Genomic DNA, 20,980 nt, shown 5'->3' on the forward strand with positions numbered 1-20,980 from the left:
ATAATGCTGAATTTACCCCACAACTTTAGTCGTGCTTGTAAATAAATTTGATACTGGCTTATGAGCTTATAGATAGACTGAAACTTCTAACCATAAAATATTAATAATTGAGAAGAATATGCATACTTTTGTCCTGGCACCCGATTCCTTTAAGGAAAGTATGTCAGCCGAGCAAGCGTGCCAAGCTATGCAACGCGGTGTTCTACAGGTCTTTCCTGATGCATGCTGTATCGCTGTGCCTATGGCAGATGGTGGTGAGGGAACAGTAGAGGCCTTGCTGCGCTCCTTGGATGGTCAAGGTATTACCTGTATGGTGACTGGGCCTTTAGTGACTCAACAAGTGTCTACTTATTTTGCCATAGTCGATTATGGTCGAACTGCCGTCCTTGAAATGGCCAAAGCCAATGGCATACATTTGCTCGCAGCAGAACAACGTAACCCCATGCTGACCTCCACCTATGGCACAGGGGAAATGATCAGGCAGGCTTTGGATTTGGGCGTCAGCAAAATTATTATTGGACTTGGTGGTAGTGTCACCAATGACGGCGGTGCCGGGATGGCACAGGCATTGGGTGTCCAGTTTTTCAATAGTACAGGTGAAGCGATTCAGGTCTGCGGCGGTAATCTAGATCAGATTAATCAAATAGATATTTCCCAGTTAGATGCTCGTTTGAAAAACACCGAAATTCTAATCGCTTCTGATATCAATAATCCACTGTGTGGACCGAATGGCGCTTCGGCAATCTTTGGGCCGCAGAAGGGAGCAACTCCGGAAATGGTGCAGCAACTGGATCGTAATCTCAGCCATTTTGCTGATCTGGTCGAAGCAAGTTTAGGTATTTCTATAAAGAATGTAGCAGGCTCGGGTGCAGCGGGTGGTTTGGGTTTTGGCCTTATGGCATTTGCGGGTGCCAAGTTGCAATCCGGTGTAGAATTGATTATTGAGCAAAGCCGATTAGCAGAAAAAATTGCTCAAGCGGATTATGTGCTGACTGGTGAAGGCAAGATTGATAGCCAGACGGCCTTAGGTAAAACGCCGTTTGGCGTTGCTCAGGTCGCACAACAGTTCAATAAACCGGTGCTAGCTTTTGCAGGTCTGGTGGGTGAAGGAATTGAGTCTTTATTTGATACCGGATTTACTCAGATTGTGGGAATTAATCCACCAGATTGTAGCTTGGAAGAAGCATTAAAAAATGGGGAAGTGAATCTGGAAAAAGCAGTGTCCAAAACTATTAAAAATATTTGAGAACCGAGGACTTAGTTTTCTCTTACAAGATAGTCATTGCTGCACAAGCTTTACATAATGGTAGATAATAACGCGTAAGCAGATCTTACTTTTCATGGATGAGAAAGAGCACTGCTTTGCAAGGTAACAAAAATCCTTTGCTGGATTGAGGGGATATCCCTATACCCTAATCCAGCAGACGGCATCCATGCCATCGACCCTATAGCAAATCAAGAGATAAAATTGGGTGCTGTTTCAGCGCGGATGAAAAGCCATAATTATAAGAGCGATCTGTTAAACTACACGCATCCACAGAATGATGAGTGACCATGAGTTTAGCCAGCCTAATAGATGAACTGAACCCCCAACAAAAACAAGCTGCGACGACTGAAGCAAAGCACAGTTTGGTCTTGGCTGGGGCGGGCTGTGGCAAAACTAAAACCATCGTCGCACGTGCAGCTTATCTGATCGATCAGGGCGTACCTGCGAATCAGATTCAGATTTTGACTTTTACCCGTCGTGCAGCCAGTGAAATTGTCGCACGTGTGGAATTGGCTTTGGGGGAGGAGGCCAAAGGTCTGCGGGCATCGACTTTTCATACCTTCTGTATGTATCTGCTGCGCCGTATTCCCAAAGCATTTGGACTGGAGCAGTTTTCGATTATTGATCGTGATGATCAGTTGATGATGTTCCGTCTGATTCGCGGACGCGATGACAAGAAAAACCCGAATTATCTACCCAAGCCACAAGAGTTGTGTGACCTGTATTCCTTTGCACGCAATACCCGTCAGAAGCTGAGTCTGGCGCTGGAAAAACAGATGCCGGAATATCTGGCGCTGAAAGATCAGATTGCTGACATCATGAAAGAATATGAAGCACGTAAGCAGGCACGCAGCTTTCTGGACTATGACGATATTCTGGCAGTCGTTGCGAGTGCGCTAGCTCAATCAGAAGGACTAGTGGATTATGTCGCTTCAATCTGCCGTCATATGCTGGTCGATGAGATGCAGGACACCAATCCATTGCAATGGGCCTTGCTAGAACCACTCAAAGATCATATCAGTCTGTTCTGTGTTGGAGATGATGCCCAGTCGATTTATGGTTTCCGTGGTGCAGATTTTGAAAATATTCACCATTTCAAAGAGCGCGTACCCGATGCCCAGATTTTTAAACTGGAAAAAAATTACCGCTCGACTCAAGAGATTCTAGACCTGTCCAACTGGTTGCTGGATCAATCCGAAATTAAATATGACAAGCGGCTGGATGCATATCGGGGTGAAGGCATTAAGCCAAAAATGCATATCTTCCCGAACGAGTTTGATGAAGCCAAATGGATCGCCATCGATATCAAAGAGCGTCATTACTTACAAGGCAGTAAATGGTCTGATCATATGGTGCTGGTGCGTTCCAGTTTTGCGGCACGCCATATTGAAGCGGCCTGTATTGCTGCCAATGTACCGTATCGCTTTATCGGTGGGATGAAGCTGTTAGAAACTGCACATGTTAAAGACTTGTTGAGTTTACTGCGTGTGGTTGCCAATCCGCTGGATGATATTGCCTGGATGCGTTTCCTGACGCTGTGGAATGGCGTAGGTGATGTCGGTGCGAGTAAACTGTCACAGCAACTCTTGGCAGAGCCTGAGATGGACATCATTGCAGACAAGCTGGAAAAATTTGGCAAAATTCCGCTGGAATCCATTCTAATCATGAAGCAGATGGCTGTGTTAAAAACAGAAGTTGAAGCCTGTGTCAGTCTGGCCATTCAAGCCATCGAAAACCAGCTCGCTGAAAACTACAAAAAAGACTGGAATCGCCGTCTGGGTGATTTTGAACTGGTCAAGCAGCTGGCTTCCAAACATGCCCAGCTGAGTGAGTTCCTGGAAGAGTATGTACTCGATCCGGTATCGATTTCTGAAATTGAAAGACAGTCAGATCCTGATGTGGTGACTTTAATCACCATCCATTCTGCCAAGGGTACAGAGCAGAAGGTCTGTTATGTGGCGAATGTGACACCGGGACAGTACCCTCATGCGCGTGCGCAAGGTGATTTTGATGATGTTGAAGAAGAACGCCGGGTGCTGTATGTGGCGTTGACCCGTGCGCAGAATGAGTTGATTTTGACAAAACAGAATCTGAATCACTGGGCACGCGAAACAGTAGATGAGCAGGGCCGTAAAGTTGAAAGTTATTTTATGAATGATCTAACTCGCCATCTGTGTACTACGGAAACCCATTACAAGACCCGTCAGCAAACCGTGAAAAGTGCCTTAATCGAGCGCCAGTCGATTAATTTAGATTTTGGCATTGATCTCAATTAAACTAGACAGATATTGTTGTATGCAAAAAGTAGAGTAGGCGAGTGCTTTTTGATGTTTTTTGCCTATCTTCTTAAGGTTATCAAATGAAAATTTTAGTTCGTAACTTGGAACGTACTGTGACAGAGGCTGAGCTACTGGAATTGTTCAAGCAATATGGCACAGTAGATACTTGTACGCTGGTGCTGGATGCTGAAACTGGTAAGTCTAAAGGCTTTGCCTTTGTAGAAATGCCGCATGGCCGTGAAGCAGTTAAAGCGATCAAAGGTCTGAATACCTTGCGCTTACATGGTACAGGCATTCGTGTGAAACAGGCTGAAGAAAAGCCACAGGCGTAAATAGAAAAAGGAGCAGATAATGCTCCTTTTTTATAGAAATAACTTTTCTGAATGACCAAATAGTTAGAGCTTCTGATTGACTAACTCAATCCAAATTTTATCGTCTATTCAATAAAATAGAGTTCTGTCATAAATCATTTTTTAATCATTATAAAGCGAAGCAGTGCCTCTCATTCCAGAGGGATAAGGGTTTTAAATATCTATTTAAGTATGAATAGAATGATCATTTTTTGATTTATGAAAGAGATTTAATGACTCTTCAAAAATTAAAATAAATTGCATTAGTAATTCAGCCCGGTTGTTCATATTTCCTGAAAAAACCAATAAATAAAATAAATTCCATTGTAAAAATAATGATCTGGTTTTAAGTTATAAAAGCCAAAATTTGTTTTAACACTTAGGAAAAATCCATGACTCGTGTTGCTCGCTATCATGCGGACCGTACCAATCAGAAACTTTATTTTGCCCGCCTTGCCTGTCAGCAGGCAGAGCAAACCGATCATGTCCAGCAGGCTCAGGCACATCGTGAATCAGCAGTTTTCCATTTGCATGGTGCAGTCTTGGCTTTTTTGCAGGAACTGGTGCGTTATTACCGTTTAAATGATCTGAGTCCGACCTTGAAATCGATTGAAGAGCAGATGGCTGCGAAAGGGCAGATCTCTCCAGAAGTCACCGTAATGCAGCAACTTTCTAAAGACGGCTTTATCGCTGAGCTGAAGCGTGCTTATCGTTTGTGTCAGTACACACCCGAGCCGAGTGTGCCGGAGCCTGAAGATGAAACATCTTCTAAACTGATTATTAAAGTCACTCAAACACCTCAAGCGTGGTTACCAGATACAGCAATCCTGCGTGAATGGCATCGAGACCTGACACAATTGATTGATGGTTTTCGCAATGAGATGGTGGAATTTTAATCCGACCAATGGCCCTTGAAATTGAAATTATTAACCATATATCCAATAAACAGCGATGCAAAGTGATTCTGCGCTTTGCCACCATGTTGAACATGGAGGACATATGTCTATAGAACAATTGAAAGAACTATTTGGTAGTCAAGAAGCGATTTTAGAACTCGTTCAACTGGAAAGTGGTGAGTTAGCATTACGCAATGCAGGCTCAGAAAAACAGCCATTGGTCATTATTCAGTTTAATGATGAAGTAAAAGCACTTCTCGGTGATCAGACCCCGGTGGTTGCTCAGCATATGATTCAGGCGGCTTTATTTGGCCTGCTCGAAAAGCAGGCAAATGAAATGCAGGCTGAAATTGTGGATGAAAAACCAAAATATTTAAGTTGATTGCTCTCCTATTCTAAATAAAAAAGCGCACTTTAACGTGCGCTTTTTTATTTTATAGTTTTAATGATGTGATGGATTCTGATGAGCAATCTGAATCTGATGCAGGATATGACGGCTCATGTTCTTCGCCATTTCTTCTTTAGCATAGTAGACCGCACCCACATTATCGCGGCGGATGACTTCAGCTTCTTCCTTACTTTCGGCACAGACCAGTACCTGAATTTCAGGATTTAAAGTTTTGGCAATATCTACGATTTTATGAATGTCCAGAATATCCATAGGGGAAATGACCAATAGACGTGCATGCTGAATATGGGCCTGAATTAAGACGCCTGGTTCAGTCGCCACACCCGATACCGCTGCAATGCCTTTGGCACGCAATTTTTCCACAATCTCCCGGTTTTCTTCAGCAATCACAACTTTAATATTTTGTTCCATCAAGGAAGTCGTGATGCGACGTCCCACTTCACCATGGCCGACAATCACTACCTGATCGCGCAGGTAGTCCTGGGATACTTCATCAGGCAGCATGGCCAGTGGATCGCCACTGCGCTCCAGTAAACGCGCCAGGTTGGAACGTTCGCGAATCCATTTCTGTACTGGTTCGATGGCAGCGAAAATAAAAGAGTTCAGGGTAATTGAAATCAAGGCACCCGCCAGAATCAGGTTTTGCCCTTCCAGTGACAGCAGATTTAGCGATACCCCAAGTGCAGCAAGAATGAACGAGAATTCACCGATTTGCGCCAGTGACGCACCCACTGTCAGCGCTGTGTTGATTGGATAACGGAAGAACAGTACCAATGCCATCGCAGCAATGGTCTTACCAATCATAATAATGGCAACAACCGCCAGCACATGCAGGGGTTGCTCAATCATAATCCGCGGATCAAACAGCATACCAACAGAAACGAAGAATAGAATCGAGAAAATTTCACGTAGCGGAAGGGTTTCTTCTTCTGCACGATGGCTGAAATCAGATTCTTTCACGACCATACCCGCAAAGAATGCACCTAGTGCCATAGAGACACCAAAGACTTTGTAGGCACCAAAGGCAATCGATACAGCAGCGGCCACAACAGTTAGCGTAAACAGTTCACGTGAGCCTAGACGCGCGACAACCTGCATGATCATTGGTATTAGACGTTTACCAACAATCAGCATAAAGGCAATAAAGCCTGCGACCTTGAGTAGGGTAATGCCCAAGGTGAGCCAGATATTCCCATCACTGCTACCTTCCAGTGCCTGACCACCGAGTAAAACTGCGGTTGCAGGAAGTAACACCAGTGCCAATACCATGACCAGATCTTCAACCAACAGCCAGCCTACAGCAATCTTACCGTTAATGGATTCAAGCAGACCACGGTCTCCCAGTGCTTTTAGGAGCACGACAGTACTGGCACAGGAGAGACTTAAACCAAAAACAAGCGCAGAACCAAAACTCCAGCCCCAGAGCATGGATACACCAACGCCAAGCAGGGTAGCCACTGCAATTTGCAGGATCGCACCAGGCAGGGCAATGCGCCTTACCTGCATCAGGTCATTTAAGGAAAAGTGCATCCCGACACCAAACATCAGGAACATGACGCCTAATTCGGCAAGCTGGTTGGCGAGCTGGATGTCACCGACTACCCCAGGGGTATTGGGGCTAATCAGGATCCCGGCAATCAGATATCCGATCAAGGGAGGTAGACGCAAGCGCGCAGCGATATAGCCGAATGCCAGCGCCAGTCCAAAGCCTACAGCCAGTAATATGATGAGATCTACGTCATGTGGCACTAAACACTCCTTTAAGATGAATTTTAAAATTTCAGTTTTTTATGGGAAATAAGCACAAAAAGTGCCAAAACAAAAAGAAAGTTTATCAAGCTGAATAAAAAAAATGCAAAAAAAAACGACCCTAAAAGGTCGCTTTTTTTCAAAAAACTAAAATTATTTAATTTTAGCTTCTTTGAAGATCACGTGTTGACGGATTTTTGGATCAAATTTTTTGATTTCCATTTTTTCCGGCATAGTACGTTTGTTCTTAGTAGTGGTATAGAAATAACCTGTACCAGCTGAAGAAACTAAGCGAATCTTATCACGCATTGTCCTGACTCCTTACTTAGATCTTTTGACCTTGAGCACGAAGGTCAGCAACAACCTTTTCAATGCCCAATTTATCGATAATACGCATACCTTTAGTAGTAAGACGAAGACGTACGAAACGTTTTTCGCTTTCTAACCAGAAGCGGTGTTGGTGCAGGTTCGGCTCGAACCGGCGCTTAGTTTTGTTGTTGGCGTGTGAGACGTTGTTACCAACGACTGGACGCTTGCCGGTAACTTGGCAAACCTTAGACATGGTGTAACTCCATTGATTTAGCCAACAGCAAATCTGTATGGCCAGTCAAAAATAAACGGATTGAATTCATTCAAGGGGCGTTTTATACCAAAAATGCGCTTAAAAGACAAGCGATTTTGTCTAAAACCGGGCATGAGTTGGTGCAACAGCTCATGCCTTGATCATTTATCGAAGAAGAGTCTTCGAAATCAGTTTATGAATCGGCTTATTAAACGGCGGGAGAATGTATTTCAAGCTATACAGCTTAGGATTGGACATTACAGACCGTTCATGCGACAAACTGAAGAAGCCTTCTGGCCCATGGTATTTACCCATCCCCGAAGCGCCAACGCCGCCAAATGGCAGGTCATCCTGTGCAACATGAGTGAGTACCGTGTTCTGGCCGAAGTGCCCTGAATGGGTACGCTGTGCGACATAATCGGCACGCGCCTGATCAAAGTCGAAATAGTATAATGCAAGTGGACGCGGACGGCTATTAATAAAGTCGATTACATCGTCAATTTGATCATATTCCATGATTGGCAGCAGTGGACCAAAGATTTCATTTTTCATGATATCCATATCTGGCGTCACATTGGTCAGAACGGTCGGTGCTATTTTACGCAGATCTGCCGGTGTTTCATTACGCGGGTTGATTTCAATAATCTGGGCGCCATGTGCACGTGCATCTTCCAAATAGCCTTGCAGACGATTGTACTGCTTGTCATTCACAATCGAAGTGTAGTCCTGATTATGGGTGATATCCGGATACATGGTTTCCACATAGCTACGGAAATGGTCGATAAATTCAGCGGTTTTACCACGTGGCAGGAACATGTAGTCAGGGGCCACACAGGTTTGACCAGCATTCCAGAGTTTACCCACGGCAATACGCTCTGCCACATCTTCAATATCAATAGATGGATGAACCAGTACTGGAGATTTGCCCCCCAGTTCCAGAATCACCGGCACCAGATTTTCTGCAGCTGCTGCCATCACGGTTTTACCCACCGCGGTTGAGCCCGTGAAAATCATTTTATCGAAAGCCAAGCGGCAAAAGGCATCAGATACTGCACCGCCACCAGTAATGACTGCGACCAGTTCTTTTGGAAAGGCTTCCGCCAAGGCTGTTTCAAGTACCGCTCCAAAATGAGCAGAGGCACTCGAAATTTTAATCATGGCATGGTTGCCTGCAGCCAGTGCACAGACCAGTGGTCCAATCGAGAGGAGTAAAGGATAGTTCCAGGGCGCAATAATGCCGACCACGCCCAATGGCTGGTACTGCACCCAGGCTTTGGCTGGCTGGTGAATAATGCTGACGTGACGCTTGGATGGTTTCATCCAGCCAGTCAGATTCTTGCTGTAATATTTGATGTGTTCTAGGCAGGTCAACAGTTCCCCGATTTTGGTTTCACCAATGGAACGGTTACCATAATCCTGATTAATTGCATCGGCAAATTGATCTTGATACTTAACTAAGATACGCTTAAGTCGAGCTAAACGATCGATACGTTCCTTTGCAGTCGGCAGCGGGTAACGTAAGTAGGCATGTTTTTGTTGTGCCAGAATGTCATTAAGGCACTGGCTGTCAAAAAAATGTGGTGTCATTAATGTCGTTTTTGTGTGACTGTTCATGCAGCACTACCACTTTTAAGAAAATCGATTATTTATTTTTAGAGTAAATACTCTAATTAGTCAAGTTACTTTGTGTACTCGACCGTCAATGCGCTGCTGGTGCGTGCGGGTATATGAACTGAATGGTTATTTTAGGATGTCCCAAACCAAAACGTTGAAAACGAAAGAACGTATTTTGCAGCTCAGTTTGCAGTTATTTAATGAGCGTGGTGAGCGTTCTGTTACGACGAATCATATTGCTGCTGAACTCGGTATGAGCCCGGGTAACCTGTACTATCATTTCCGTAATAAGAATGAAATCATCAAGGAGCTGATGGAGCAGTACCAGAAGGAAACCCTGGAAATGCTGGCATTACCGGATGACCGTCCACTGGATGCCAATGACAAGATCCATTATTTTCAGGTGCTTAGCAGCCAGTTATGGGCCTATCGTTTCCTGCATCGTGATGTTTATCACCTGGTGGAAAATAATGAAGACTTCCGTAAGCTGTATCCGCGCTTTGCGGGTGAAGTCATGCAGCAGGGACAAAAAATCTATAAAGCCTTTGTCAATGCTGGCTTAATGGAAATGACTGATTCGGAAATTGAAGCCTTAATTATCAACCTGTGGATCGTGCTGACCAACTGGACCAACTTCCTGTATATGTCTGGTCATATTACCGACTCGAACCATCTGGAAGAAAAATGGGTATGGCAGGCATTGCGTCAAATGGTATTCCTGGAAGGTGCCTATCTGCGTGGTGAGAGCCGTCATACCTATGAAAGCCTGTTGAACTCTTTTGGTTCTTCCGAGCTTTTTGCCAGTCTGTCATCCGCTAAAGATCGGGAAACTGAACAAACTATTCAGAATAATTAAGAAACGCGCTAGAATACTCGGCTTATTTTTTAATTTATCTGATTAGTGACGTTTACCAACATGAATATGACGACTGCTAACACCGCACGTTTATTGATTACTTGTGAAGACAAGCCGGGCATCGTGCAGGCTGTTTCAAGCTTCTTGTATCATCAGGGCGCCAATATTACTGCGCTTGATCAATACGCGACAGAAGCTCAGGGCGGACGTTACTTCATGCGTGTTGAGTTTGAACTCGATAACCTGCAAAGCCGTAAAGAAAGCCTGTTACAGACTTTTGCTGTCAATGTTGCGGAACGCTATAACATGCATTGGCGTCTGGCGCTGGTAAGTGATGTGAAAAAAGTCGGCATTCTGGTGTCTAAAGTTGATCACGCTTTACTTGAGCTGTTATGGCGTCATGCACGTGGCGGTCTGCCATGTGAAATCACCAAAGTAGTATCGAATCATGAAACGCTGCGTGAATCGGTTGAAAATTTTGGTATTCCATTTGAAGTAGTGCCAGTGACTAAAGACAACAAACGTGAAGCTTATGCAAAAATTGATGAGCTGATGCAAGGCAATGATTTGTTAGTACTGGCGCGCTATATGCAGATTCTGGACGAAGAATTTGTACAAAAATGGGAAATGAAAGTGATCAACATTCACCATTCATTCCTGCCAGCGTTTGTGGGTGCGAATCCGTACAAGCAGGCTTATGAAAAAGGTGTGAAACTGATTGGTGCGACTGCCCACTATGTAACGGCTGATCTGGACCAAGGTCCAATCATTGAGCAGGACGTAGAGCGTGTAAACCATGACTTTACTGTAGAGCAGCTGCGTGAACTGGGGCAGGACGTAGAGCGTAATGTACTGGCACGTGCCGTAAGATGGCATCTGGAAGACCGTATTATTGTGGATGGTAACAAGACAGTGGTATTCCAATAAATCTTGCATCATCATTCAAAAAGGCATACTTTAAGTATGTCTTTTTTTATTTGAGTTGTTTCTCTCATTTGTCGAAAAAAATGAAGAAAGTTGGGGATTGTTATTGCAAATGAAAACCCTTCTCATTTATTATTGGCGTACTTTAATTGTGCTAACCGATGAGCTTGATTATTTGTTTCATATCATCTCTTCAAGGTAAAAGATTTAATGAGCCAAGTTGCTTCTCCTATGATGCCTACTCCACCCAACCAGATGAAAAAGAAAGTCGCAGCTGTTATGGCAGCTGTACTGGTGGGACATGTTGGCCTATTGTGGGCTGTCAGCCAGATGGAAGCACCTGACCTCAAGCCTGTAGACAAGGAGCCGATGAAGGTTCGCTTTGTAAAACTGCAGGAAGCACCAAAACCATTACCTCCGAAGCCAAAGCCTGAGCCGAAGAAAGAGCCGCCGAAGCCGAAAGAGGTCAAGATTGTTGAAAAACCGTTGCCACCACCTCCGAAAAAGGTTGAAAAAATCCAGGAAGTGAAGAAGGCTGAAACGCCTAAGGTTGTGGCACCAGCAGTTGAAGCAAAACCAACGCCAAGTCCGGTTGTACCAACGGTTGTGAAAGAAACCAAAGTCGCTCCGACACCTCCACCAGCACCTGTGGCACCGCCTGCGCCTGTTGCGCCACCGGCACCACCTGCGCCTCCTTCTCCTAAAAGTGTTTCTTTGGGTGGTGGTGTGACCTGGTTGCGTACGCCAAAAGTATCGATGTCAGCAGGTGAATTGAAAAGTTCCTGTTCCATGGTGGTCGATATCTCAGCGAATGAACAAGGCAAGGTAGTGGCTGCGACAGCACGTAATTCAAGCTGCAGCCCTTCGATTAACCGTAAGGTCGAGTCTGCTGTACGTCGTGCACAATTAACCAAATATGTTGAAAATGGCGTTGCTTATCCAACACGTGTTGAGCAGCCCTTTGACTTCCAGATTACCAGATAACGGCTAACCCATTAGGAGTTCGAATATGAACTTTTCAGTTTATTGGCAACATGCTGATGCAGTCAGTAAAACACTTTATTTTGTGTTACTGGCAATGTCGATTGCGACATGGACGATCTTTGTACTGCGTTTACTCGGTACGCGCCAACTCAAGCAAGTGGCTTATGCACAGTTATCTGATGCCCTAGATAAACTGAAATCAAAAATGGCGCCTTTGGGCTTTGAACAACGCAAAGCCGTAGCTGAACAAGCATTGCTACGCCAGATTGCAGCTGAAAAAGCCAATGCGGAAAAAGGTGTGTCAGTTCTGGGTACCATCGCATCGATTTCACCTTTCATTGGTTTATTCGGTACAGTATGGGGCATCTTCCATGCACTGGTAGCAGTGGGTAAGAGCGGTCAGGCAGGTCTGGCTCAGGTGGCAACACCCGTAGGTGAAGCACTGATCATGACAGGTCTGGGTCTGGCAGTGGCGATTCCAGCTGTATTGGCTTATAACATCGCGGTACGTTTTAACCGTGGTTTATCGCATGAACTACAAGACCATGCTCATAGCTTATTGATTGATACGATGCTGCAACAGGAATCTGCCAAGAAAGCTGAAAGCAAAGTTGCACAAGACAGTTTAGTGGGAGGTCAAGTTTAATGGCTTTTCAACTGGGTGAAGACAACGATGTAGGCATGAATGAGATGAACCTCATTCCCCTGATCGACATTATGTTGGTATTGATGATCATCTTCCTGGTGACAGCGACCGTTGCGAACCCATCAATTCCATTAACCTTGCCACAAACGACTGCGGAAATTATTGATCTTCCGCCAGAGAACATTACCATCAGCATTAACTCTCAGGGTGATGTGGCATGGAATGGTGATGTGCTTAGCCTGGAACAGCTGGAAACCCGTTTCAATGAAGCTGGGCAGGCAGAGCGTCAGCCAACGATTGTATTGAAGGCGGATAAGGAATCACGTTACGACACCGTTGCTCAAGTGATGTCACGCGCGAGTGGAGCCGGACTCACCGATATTGCTTTTGCAACCGATAACTGATTTTTCCAAGATCAAAAAAAGCGACCTGAGATGGTCGCTTTTTTATGACAATATTGCTTTACTTCAACAGTTCTACAAACTTGGCACGTAGCTTGTTGAGCTTTGGAGGAATGGCAAAGTTGCAATAACCCTGACTTGGGTTTTTGGCAAAAAAGTTCTGATGATAATCTTCAGCTGGATAGAAGGTCGGAGCAGGACTGAGTTCAGTGACTACATTTACACCTTCAGCCTTCAGTGCATCAATAGCTTCTTGTGACTGCCGTTGCTGTTCTTCGTTCAGATAGTAAATAACAGAACGATACTGTGTACCGACATCATTGCCTTGGCGATTGAGCGTTGTTGGATCATGAGTGGCAAAGAATACATCCAGCAATTGCTTAAAGCTGATCTGGCTTTCATCGAAATCAATCAGAATCACTTCTGCATGGTTGGTATCACCATTACAGATCTCTTCATAGGTTGGATGAGTGGTATGTCCACCGGCATAGCCACTAACGACTTTGCTGACACCACGAATCTGCAGGAATACCGCTTCGGTACACCAAAAGCATCCACCACCAAATAGCGCCTGTTGCATAATCTTGTCCTTAATTCCGAGTTTCTTTCTCTATTCTACGCTGTAAATACCAAATAGAAAAAAGCCTGTAAAAACAGGCTTTTTATTTAAGCTTTAGCGTGGTTGTACCGGACTTGCCAGCTGAATGACTGGGTTGCCATAGCTATCGAGCAGCTTCAGTGTTTTACCAAAAACCTGATAGTGGGTCACTTTAGCCAGGGCTTCATTAAATTTCTGATCCAGATTGTCATTGTTCAGACAAGCCATTTTTGTACCCGCCATCTGGCTAAGATTCAAAGTGTCTTTGCCTGCAGTATAGCTGCCCATAATACGGTTACAGCCATCGGCACCGCTAACACGCTGAGTGGCAGCATCAAATTGCAGGCTTGGAATATTACGTGTGGTAGGTGCAGTGGTGATTTCTGTACTGCCAATGTGAGTGACAATCCAGGTGCGGTTCTGAAGTTGCTGCAAATTTTCAACCGCTTGGGAAGAGGTCTGGTCTGGTGTGGTTTGACAGCCTGTTATTGCCAGCGCTGAAACGAACATTGCAATCGTGGTCACTTTTTTTAACATTGGGCTTACTCTTTTTCTTTGATACATCACTGTATATAAACAGAAAAAATAGAATGATACCAATACAATTTGTATCTTCGGGCTCCCGGGAAGATAGGTTCTATTCTGCTTTTGGCGCAGGTAATCCTTGCCGCAGTAGGGCAGAATATTGTTCACTACTGACCTGAGCAAATTCTTTAACACGTGGGTTTACATGCGCTCGAGCATACCAGGTGCTTAAGTCCCAATCCTGATCCAATGCTTGCAGGTTATACATATAATTTGGCAAATAACCCGACGCCAGCAGGCGATAATCTGTTGGTAATGGTTTCTGGGAAACAGCCTGAACCATATCAAACACCAAGGTAGTGCAATTACTGGTTAGAGTGTTATACCACTTCGGCTGTTGAGCCAGATCATCCACCTTGTTGAGATATTCTTTGAAAAGCGCCTTGGCTTGTGCTTGTGGCATATTAACCGGAAAAAAATATACCTGCTCACCGCGGGTGTTGCTACGGGTGTAGATAATATCCCGTTCATCAGCTGCTACCAGACTCAGCTCAAACTTGCGGAAGAAGCCGCCGATAGCAGAGAAATCTTCATTTTTTTCCTTACGGATTTCTATCGAAAAGGTCAGTGGCTTCTGGTCAGCAAAGTCAAAACTCACCAGGGTATGGGCAATATGCGGTCCCATCCAGTAAGAGGTGATGACATTGACCCCGGTGATCTGATTTAAATTGATGCTGCGACTTTCCCAGCGCTCAATATATTTCCCATTTGGCAGCCAGACAAAATTACGCACATTATGTAAGGTGACTTGATCGCCTTGTTGTTCATAACTGAGAATACGGGCAACTTCAGGATTCCACTCCCGGTCCTGACGAGCGTCCAGACTGAAATACCAGAACAGGCTAAACAGAAAAGCCAGAATATAAAGAAGGGTATCTACACCACGTGAAATCAGATGACGGCTAAAATAAATGCCGAGAACTGCACAGGCTAAAACAATCCAAAGACCAATCAGCACAGAGCTGCCAATCATGCCTAAGGGTTGCTGTACCCAAATCGCAAGGCACAGCCATAGACTTGATGTGATGACAAACAGGGTAAATACTGCATTCAGTAACCAGAATAGCCAGTGAGGTGCAGGATTTCCCTGTGTATGCATAATTGAATCTTTAATTAAAAATTATTCTTCATTTTCTATAAGTTGCAAACTCAAAAGCAATCCCGGTTTTGTCGTCGATATGTTGTTCGGAAAAAACTTTTTTGAATTCAGCAGGAATTTCCGGGTAGAAGGCATGACCTTGTACATCCAGTTCGACATGGGTCAGTTCCAGACGGTCAGCAATACTCATTGTCTGTTTGAAGATTTCACCACCCCCAATAATATAAATAGACTCCGGTTTTTCTGACGCTTTTACATCTGCAACAGCTTGGTTCAAGGCATCCTCAATTGTGTGTGCGACTTTAGTACCTTCAAAAGACCAGTCTGTATCACGGGTAATGACCCAGTTGATACGTTTAGGCAAGGCACGTCCCATGGATTCAAGGGTCTTACGTCCCATTACAATTACACCGCCCTGGGTGATCTCCTTAAAATGTTTGAGATCTGCTGAGATATGCCAAGGCAGGTCATTGTCCTTACCAATACAGTGCTGCTGATCCATTGCAACGACATGAACGACTTCTAAATCCTGAAATGCCATACCCACACTCAAAAACAAGTAAAAATTGTTCCTATTAAAATGCAAAATCCCACTTTAAGCAAAGTGGGATTTCGATTTTCTTGGGTTTAGGAAAAATTAAACCGCGACAGGCGCTTTAATTCCCGGATGGGATTCATAACCGACAATTTCAATATCTTCAAATTTGAAATCGAACAGATCTTTAATTTCAGGATTCAGTTTTAACTGACATAGACCTAAAGGCTCACGACTCAACTGAAGTTTGGCCTGTTCAAAGTGGTTGGCATACAGGTGCGTATCACCACCCGTCCAGACAAAATCACCGACCTCAAGCTCACAGACTTGTGCGATCATATGAGTGAGCAGGGCGTAGCTGGCAATATTGAACGGGACACCTAAAAACACGTCAGCGCTACGCTGATACAGCTGGCAAGATAACTTGCCATTATGTACAAAGAACTGGAACAGGGTATGACAAGGTGGCAGTGCCACTTGACCTGCTTCGTTCGGGTTCCAACCAGACACAATCAGGCGACGTGAGTTTGGATTAGTTTTGATCTCATTCACCAACCATTTGATTTGATCAAAACCATCATTTTTATAGCTGCCATCTTCATTTTTTGTGGCGCCAAAGTTACGCCACTGATGACCGTATACAGGACCAAGCTCACCTTCTGGGCGGCCAAAACGTGCAGTCTGTTCCGCAGTTGACCACTCATCCCAAATACTGACTTTATTATCTTTCAAATATTGAACGTTGGTATCGCCTTTGAGGAACCACAATAGTTCAATCACGATTGAGCGGAAGTGGACTTTTTTGGTAGTTAGTAGAGGGAAACCCTTGGAAAGATCAAAGCGCATCTGATGACCAAATACCGAACGTGTACCAGTACCGGTACGGTCGCCTTTATCGCCGCCGTTGTCGAGGATATGTTGTAAAAGGTCAAGGTATTGGCGCATAAGTCTCTCTTAAAATCCGTTGAAAAATTGCTTTTATTTGAACTGAGCAATTTAAAATTGCGCTCATCATAACATTTTTTTTCGCAGTTCCACATCGCCGGGAAGGTGACTGGAGGAGAGAGAAAAGGCAATAAAAAAGGCATCCATTATGGATGCCTTTTTTATTGCCTGCTTTAAGCTGTTGGCTTGCCGGTATGTACTGTGTCAATCAGATCAGACAAGTCATAACCGAGCGATTGTGCATAAGCCAGATATTCCTGTTTGGTTGCTTCATCAATGGTGGGAGTGCGATGCAACAGCCACAGATACTTCATGCTTGGCTCACCGACCAAAGCCGTTTTATAACTAGCATCCAGCTTTAATACCCAGTAATCTCCCTTGGTAAATGGCACCCAGCGTAAACCTTCTGGCAGGAAACTGACCTCAAGTTTGGCATTGGCCGCATCTACAATCGTTGCTTCACCAATGGATTCATCCAGCTTGCCATCACCATCCAGACAACGGTTCTGAACACGTACGCTACCACTTTCATTCAGGCTATAAACAGCTGAAATATCAGTGCTGTCTTCAGGTTGATGTTTCATTGGGAGGCGGGCAATTTCATACCAGGTGCCTAAATATTTGGTAAGATCAAAATTTGAAACGGTAGGGATATCATGATTCATTATTTTCTCCGTTTTATTTCAGTTCATTTTTTGCGCTCAATCAGTCTAAACATGAAGCTGCTAAAGAAAAGATGTAATCATGTAGGGAAATGTTGTGTTTGTTTTCAATGGGATGGGAATGGGTAGAGCATATACAAGAAATGTTAAGTAGGTCAGAATCTAGTCATATTTTTATAATTTATTGCTTAAAAATATGTCGATTAATTAATTTATTGTTCAATAAAAATTAATAATAAAAATTTTTGTTACTTATTAGATTTAAATAATTCTATGCGAAATAGTGGTTTACATTTAATCAGTTAAATATTGATAAATTTATTTACATTTTGAACGTGAAAAATAACATTAATGGGGCTAGTATTTGGGCCTTTCAAAATATATGAACGCCTGCTTAAGGGCGAGGAGTACTTGGTTTAATATGATTTATGATCATCAAGTGAATATGAGTGAAGTTCATGCTCCTGTTCAAGCGAACGTCATAATTCGTTCCCAGTCGGGACAAAATTCTAAACGTCAGCCTCAGCGTAACAGCTCTGAATCAGCTCGTAATACAAGTTCTGAATCACGCAAGACTTTTAGTGCGATGAATGGCCAGCGTTTTAATATTGAAAAATTCACCAGTTATCTGCAAGGCATTACCCGTAGTACCAGTACACAGAAATGTGCGCGCAGTATTCGTATCGGTTTGCAATCTTCAGGTGCAAAAATTGTGAATCATCCTGTAGCTGCAGCTGACTGGGGCGGCACCTTACAGAAATTGGGCTACCGCAAAATCAACCTGTCATTTGACCGTCCGAAAAAGGGTGATATCTATATCATTGACCGGACTTCCAAGCATAAGTACGGGCATATTGCAGCATACTCAGGTTCTGCATGGGTATCGGATTTCAGACAGTCAGGTTATGCGGTTTATCGTAATTCTGATGTGAAATACACTTATTACCGCCTGGATTCTCACCTTTAAGCTAGAAGCTGAAAGTAGCATTTGCGAAATGGTTCAATCATCGAAGCGTTTCGCACGATTCCCGTAAATAGACAGGATAAACAGTCCAACCGCGCTGAAGCCAATGCATTGAATGCCTAAAGCTATCTTGTGCTGTTCAGGCAGATAACCAAACAGGGTGATCAGGGCAATCAGCGGAATGCAGAAAAACAGTCGTGTAAAACCTTCCCGATAGGGATTCTGCTCAGGCAGTTTCAAGGCGACTGTACGTAAGCCATGACTCAGCATCCCAATTGCCAGACTGATGCCGACAAATATTGTATTCAGTTCTGCAAAGGTAGAAGCGTAATAAATCACTGCACAGGTGGCGATACAGATGATCAGCCTGATCTGGCGTGTGCAGCGTTCGGAATACCAGTAATTAAGCATGAGGCGGTGGAGTGTCCGTGTTTTTATGCATTAAAGACAGTGGTGAAAACAGGCAGATGGCAATCGCCATAAAGCCAATGCCCTGCCCACCTGAAACCAGGATCTCGCCATCCTTCATATTCATAAAGACTAATGCCAATAATAGGGCAATTGGAATCCAGGTCAGTATGCGATAGAACAAGCCTGTCGGATTCTTTGCAGCAAAATGAATTTTGCAATAACGGCAGATCAGGAAAATAATTCCAGTACCGGCGAACATCAGAATCGCATCCAGCGGTAAAGGTTCTATCCAGTACAGTACTGCTGTCAGTACGGCAATCACGATAAAAATCAGTAATTTTTTAATGACAGAAATTTGCGGATTAAACCAGTATTCAAGCATGGCAACCGTGAAGATCCAAAAGAGTTGATCTGCACTTTAGCATATTTCAGATATAAAAAAGCGAGGCAGATGCCTCGCAATATGTTCAGGATGTCTTATACGTTTTTCTGTGGACCCCAGTCATAAATTTTTTTCTGGTAGGCATACCACATCATCCATAGGCCAATTAGAATCATTGGCAAGCTGAGGAATTGCCCCTTACTCATCCAGCCAATAAACAATTGACCATTGTCCGGTTCACGGAAAAATTCGACGATAAAACGTGCCACACCGTAACCAATCAGGAACAGTGCAGAAACTGCCATACGTGGGCGAGGTTTAGAACTGAACCACCACAGTACAATAAACAGAATCAGACCTTCACAAAGTGCCTGATACAGTTGTGATGGATGACGAACCAGTTGGAGTGGATCGGTTGGGAAAATCATGCCAAAAGCAAAGTTTGGGTCAGTCACCTGACGACCATACAGTTCCCCGCCGATGAAATTACCAATACGGCCAAACATCAGACCAGTAGGTACACACGGCGCGATAAAGTCCAGAGTCTGGAACCAGGTCATGTTGTATTTTTTACACCAGAGCAGCATCGCCAGGATTACACCCAGGAAACCGCCATGGAAGCTCATGCCACCTGTCCAGATTTGGAACAGCCACAATGGATCTGCCAGAAACTGGGAAAAACCGTAGAAAAATACATAGCCAACACGACCACCGATAATCACCCCAAGTGCCCCGAAGAAGATTAAATCCGAGACCATATCTGATGTCCAGCCGCGTTGTTTAGCGCGATACGTCGCCAGTCCCCAGGCAAATAAAAATGCCATCAGATACATCAGTCCATACCAGTGGACCTGCAATGGCCCGAGCGAAATCGCTACAGGATCAATATTGGGATAGTTGAGCATGCATCTTCCTTTGTCTTTCTGTTTTGTCCTGATTTTAGCCTAAACTTGGGAAAAATGTTGTACATTCAATGTGTAAAGATCTAGAGCATCAATTATGTGTATCGTTGCCTTGGCCTGGCGTGTACTGGATGACACGCCACTTTGTCTGATTTCAAACCGGGATGAGTTTTATCAGCGTCCGACAGCCGCCCTGCATGCCTGGCAAAATAGCCCAATTATTGCAGGTCAGGATTTGCAGTCTGGTGGTACCTGGATGGGAGTAACTGCTACGGGCCGCTGGGCGGTGATGACCAATTTTAGAGATGGGCAGGACCAAAAGTCTTATCCGACTTCACGCGGTCATATTCTTCAGGATTTTCTGGAATCTGAATTAACCCCAATTCGGTTTGCCCAAGAACTGGAAAAAAAGCAATGTGACTATGCAGGCTTTAACCTGTTTGTCGGTGATCGAGAGCAGGCGGTCTATATGAGCAACCGTGGTGAAGCACCGCAAATGTTGGCACATGGTGTGTATGTGGTATCCAATGGTTTGCTGACTGAGCATTGGGAAAAGACCTGTCACTTACGCAAGCGTTTTACCCAGGAATTTTTACCGATGCTGCAACAGCAAGAAATTTCGGAAGCTGATCTGTCTCATGCGGTGTGGGATATTCTGGAAGATGAACGCAAGATCATTCCGGAGTTGTTGCCGAAGACCGGGATTTCACATGAACTGGAACAGTTGTTGTCTTCAACCTTTATTCAAAGTCCGGCTTATGGCACGCGCTGTTCCAATTTCCTGAGAATGAAAACCGATGAGTGGCAGTGGCTGGAAAAATCCCAGCAGGGTGAAACAGCAGGACAGATCGTTGAACAAGTTATTCCGATTATTAGCTAAATAACAGTATTGGCGATGATGTTTATAAAGATATCAGTTTAAACAACACCCTTCTGAGTATATAGATGTGCTAGGATGAA

25 protein-coding genes are annotated in these 20,980 nt (G+C 44.3%); 12 read left to right on the top strand and 13 right to left on the bottom strand.

Annotation, left to right across the window (positions count from 1 at the left end):
• Positions 1–118: 118 nt before the first annotated feature.
• The 5 genes from BK820_RS07690 to BK820_RS07710 all read left to right on the top strand — a co-directional run bounded on the left by BK820_RS07690 (position 119) and on the right by BK820_RS07710 (position 5,174).
• Positions 119–1,246, top strand: coding sequence for a glycerate kinase family protein (locus BK820_RS07690; protein ID WP_071320573.1), 1,128 nt, complete (start codon positions 119–121; stop codon positions 1,244–1,246).
• 308 nt (positions 1,247–1,554) lie between these two features.
• Positions 1,555–3,543 carry an ATP-dependent helicase gene (locus BK820_RS07695; RefSeq protein WP_071320574.1) on the top strand — a complete coding sequence of 663 codons (1,989 nt, stop codon included), beginning with the start codon at positions 1,555–1,557 and terminating at the stop codon, positions 3,541–3,543.
• 83 nt (positions 3,544–3,626) lie between these two features.
• Complete coding sequence (locus BK820_RS07700; RefSeq protein WP_004890294.1) at positions 3,627–3,878, top strand: RNA recognition motif domain-containing protein; 252 nt, start codon at positions 3,627–3,629, stop codon at positions 3,876–3,878.
• Positions 3,879–4,288: 410 nt separating this feature from the next.
• Complete coding sequence (locus BK820_RS07705) at positions 4,289–4,792, top strand: DUF6586 family protein (RefSeq protein ID WP_004813280.1); 504 nt, start codon at positions 4,289–4,291, stop codon at positions 4,790–4,792.
• A gap of 103 nt (positions 4,793–4,895) precedes the next feature.
• Positions 4,896–5,174, top strand: coding sequence for a hypothetical protein (locus tag BK820_RS07710; RefSeq protein WP_004813278.1), 279 nt, complete (start codon positions 4,896–4,898; stop codon positions 5,172–5,174).
• A 60-nt stretch (positions 5,175–5,234) separates the two neighbouring features.
• Here the strand turns inward: BK820_RS07710 and BK820_RS07715 are convergent, their stop codons facing one another.
• The 4 genes from BK820_RS07715 to BK820_RS07730 form a co-directional block, all read right to left on the bottom strand.
• The gene (locus BK820_RS07715; RefSeq protein ID WP_004813277.1) at positions 5,235–6,950 is read right to left on the bottom strand and encodes a cation:proton antiporter; all 1,716 of its coding nucleotides are present in this window, start codon (positions 6,948–6,950) and stop codon (positions 5,235–5,237) included.
• A 153-nt stretch (positions 6,951–7,103) separates the two neighbouring features.
• The gene (rpmG, locus tag BK820_RS07720) at positions 7,104–7,259 is read right to left on the bottom strand and encodes a 50S ribosomal protein L33 (protein WP_001205031.1); all 156 of its coding nucleotides are present in this window, start codon (positions 7,257–7,259) and stop codon (positions 7,104–7,106) included.
• A 16-nt stretch (positions 7,260–7,275) separates the two neighbouring features.
• Positions 7,276–7,512 carry a 50S ribosomal protein L28 gene (gene rpmB / locus BK820_RS07725; RefSeq protein ID WP_004813275.1) on the bottom strand — a complete coding sequence of 79 codons (237 nt, stop codon included), beginning with the start codon at positions 7,510–7,512 and terminating at the stop codon, positions 7,276–7,278.
• A gap of 165 nt (positions 7,513–7,677) precedes the next feature.
• On the bottom strand, positions 7,678–9,126 hold the full coding sequence (locus BK820_RS07730) for a coniferyl aldehyde dehydrogenase (protein WP_071320575.1): 1,449 nt from the start codon (positions 9,124–9,126) through the stop codon (positions 7,678–7,680).
• 136 nt (positions 9,127–9,262) lie between these two features.
• Between BK820_RS07730 and BK820_RS07735 the strand changes: the two genes are divergently transcribed.
• From BK820_RS07735 to BK820_RS07755, 5 genes are all read left to right on the top strand, one after another.
• Positions 9,263–9,982 (top strand): TetR/AcrR family transcriptional regulator, encoded by a 720-nt coding sequence (locus BK820_RS07735; RefSeq protein ID WP_008302057.1) that lies wholly within the window; start codon positions 9,263–9,265, stop codon positions 9,980–9,982.
• A 60-nt stretch (positions 9,983–10,042) separates the two neighbouring features.
• Positions 10,043–10,909: a formyltetrahydrofolate deformylase gene (gene purU, locus BK820_RS07740; protein WP_004813265.1), complete on the top strand. Its 867-nt coding sequence runs from the start codon at positions 10,043–10,045 to the stop codon at positions 10,907–10,909.
• A gap of 207 nt (positions 10,910–11,116) precedes the next feature.
• On the top strand, positions 11,117–11,890 hold the full coding sequence (locus BK820_RS07745; RefSeq protein ID WP_071320576.1) for an energy transducer TonB: 774 nt from the start codon (positions 11,117–11,119) through the stop codon (positions 11,888–11,890).
• Between the two features lie 25 nt (positions 11,891–11,915).
• The gene (locus BK820_RS07750; protein ID WP_004813259.1) at positions 11,916–12,536 is read left to right on the top strand and encodes a MotA/TolQ/ExbB proton channel family protein; all 621 of its coding nucleotides are present in this window, start codon (positions 11,916–11,918) and stop codon (positions 12,534–12,536) included.
• Complete coding sequence (locus tag BK820_RS07755) at positions 12,536–12,940, top strand: ExbD/TolR family protein (RefSeq protein ID WP_004813257.1); 405 nt, start codon at positions 12,536–12,538, stop codon at positions 12,938–12,940. The genes BK820_RS07750 and BK820_RS07755 overlap by 1 nt, the downstream gene beginning before the upstream one ends.
• A gap of 58 nt (positions 12,941–12,998) precedes the next feature.
• Here BK820_RS07755 and msrA read toward each other — a convergent pair whose 3' ends face one another.
• The 6 genes from msrA to BK820_RS07785 form a co-directional block, all read right to left on the bottom strand.
• A complete protein-coding gene (gene msrA, locus BK820_RS07760; RefSeq protein ID WP_071320577.1) occupies positions 12,999–13,517 on the bottom strand; it encodes a peptide-methionine (S)-S-oxide reductase MsrA in 519 nt (172 codons plus the stop codon).
• Positions 13,518–13,610: 93 nt separating this feature from the next.
• Complete coding sequence (locus BK820_RS07765) at positions 13,611–14,072, bottom strand: META domain-containing protein (protein ID WP_004890277.1); 462 nt, start codon at positions 14,070–14,072, stop codon at positions 13,611–13,613.
• Positions 14,073–14,172: 100 nt separating this feature from the next.
• A complete protein-coding gene (locus tag BK820_RS07770) occupies positions 14,173–15,219 on the bottom strand; it encodes an Lnb N-terminal periplasmic domain-containing protein (RefSeq protein ID WP_071320578.1) in 1,047 nt (348 codons plus the stop codon).
• 28 nt (positions 15,220–15,247) lie between these two features.
• A complete protein-coding gene (gene dfrA44, locus BK820_RS07775) occupies positions 15,248–15,760 on the bottom strand; it encodes a trimethoprim-resistant dihydrofolate reductase DfrA44 (protein WP_071320579.1) in 513 nt (170 codons plus the stop codon).
• A gap of 96 nt (positions 15,761–15,856) precedes the next feature.
• On the bottom strand, positions 15,857–16,699 hold the full coding sequence (gene thyA, locus BK820_RS07780) for a thymidylate synthase (RefSeq protein ID WP_005220875.1): 843 nt from the start codon (positions 16,697–16,699) through the stop codon (positions 15,857–15,859).
• Positions 16,700–16,872: 173 nt separating this feature from the next.
• Positions 16,873–17,364, bottom strand: a complete 492-nt coding sequence (locus tag BK820_RS07785) for a lipocalin family protein (RefSeq protein ID WP_071320580.1) — start codon at positions 17,362–17,364, stop codon at positions 16,873–16,875.
• A gap of 418 nt (positions 17,365–17,782) precedes the next feature.
• On the opposite strand from BK820_RS07785, the gene BK820_RS07790 reads away from it, so the two are divergent.
• Positions 17,783–18,328 carry a hypothetical protein gene (locus BK820_RS07790; protein ID WP_004813242.1) on the top strand — a complete coding sequence of 182 codons (546 nt, stop codon included), beginning with the start codon at positions 17,783–17,785 and terminating at the stop codon, positions 18,326–18,328.
• A 33-nt stretch (positions 18,329–18,361) separates the two neighbouring features.
• Here BK820_RS07790 and BK820_RS07795 read toward each other — a convergent pair whose 3' ends face one another.
• The 3 genes from BK820_RS07795 to lgt form a co-directional block, all read right to left on the bottom strand.
• On the bottom strand, positions 18,362–18,736 hold the full coding sequence (locus BK820_RS07795; RefSeq protein WP_071320581.1) for a hypothetical protein: 375 nt from the start codon (positions 18,734–18,736) through the stop codon (positions 18,362–18,364).
• Positions 18,729–19,118, bottom strand: coding sequence for a hypothetical protein (locus tag BK820_RS07800; RefSeq protein WP_005220888.1), 390 nt, complete (start codon positions 19,116–19,118; stop codon positions 18,729–18,731). Before BK820_RS07800 ends, BK820_RS07795 begins: the two co-directional genes overlap by 8 nt.
• A gap of 95 nt (positions 19,119–19,213) precedes the next feature.
• Positions 19,214–20,023: a prolipoprotein diacylglyceryl transferase gene (lgt, locus tag BK820_RS07805; protein ID WP_071320582.1), complete on the bottom strand. Its 810-nt coding sequence runs from the start codon at positions 20,021–20,023 to the stop codon at positions 19,214–19,216.
• A 94-nt stretch (positions 20,024–20,117) separates the two neighbouring features.
• On the opposite strand from lgt, the gene BK820_RS07810 reads away from it, so the two are divergent.
• Positions 20,118–20,900, top strand: coding sequence for an NRDE family protein (locus BK820_RS07810; RefSeq protein ID WP_071320583.1), 783 nt, complete (start codon positions 20,118–20,120; stop codon positions 20,898–20,900).
• Positions 20,901–20,980 lie beyond the last annotated feature (80 nt).

Origin of the sequence: Acinetobacter sp. LCT-H3 (assembly GCF_001866125.1) — a bacterium.
GTDB lineage: Bacteria > Pseudomonadota > Gammaproteobacteria > Pseudomonadales > Moraxellaceae > Acinetobacter > Acinetobacter schindleri.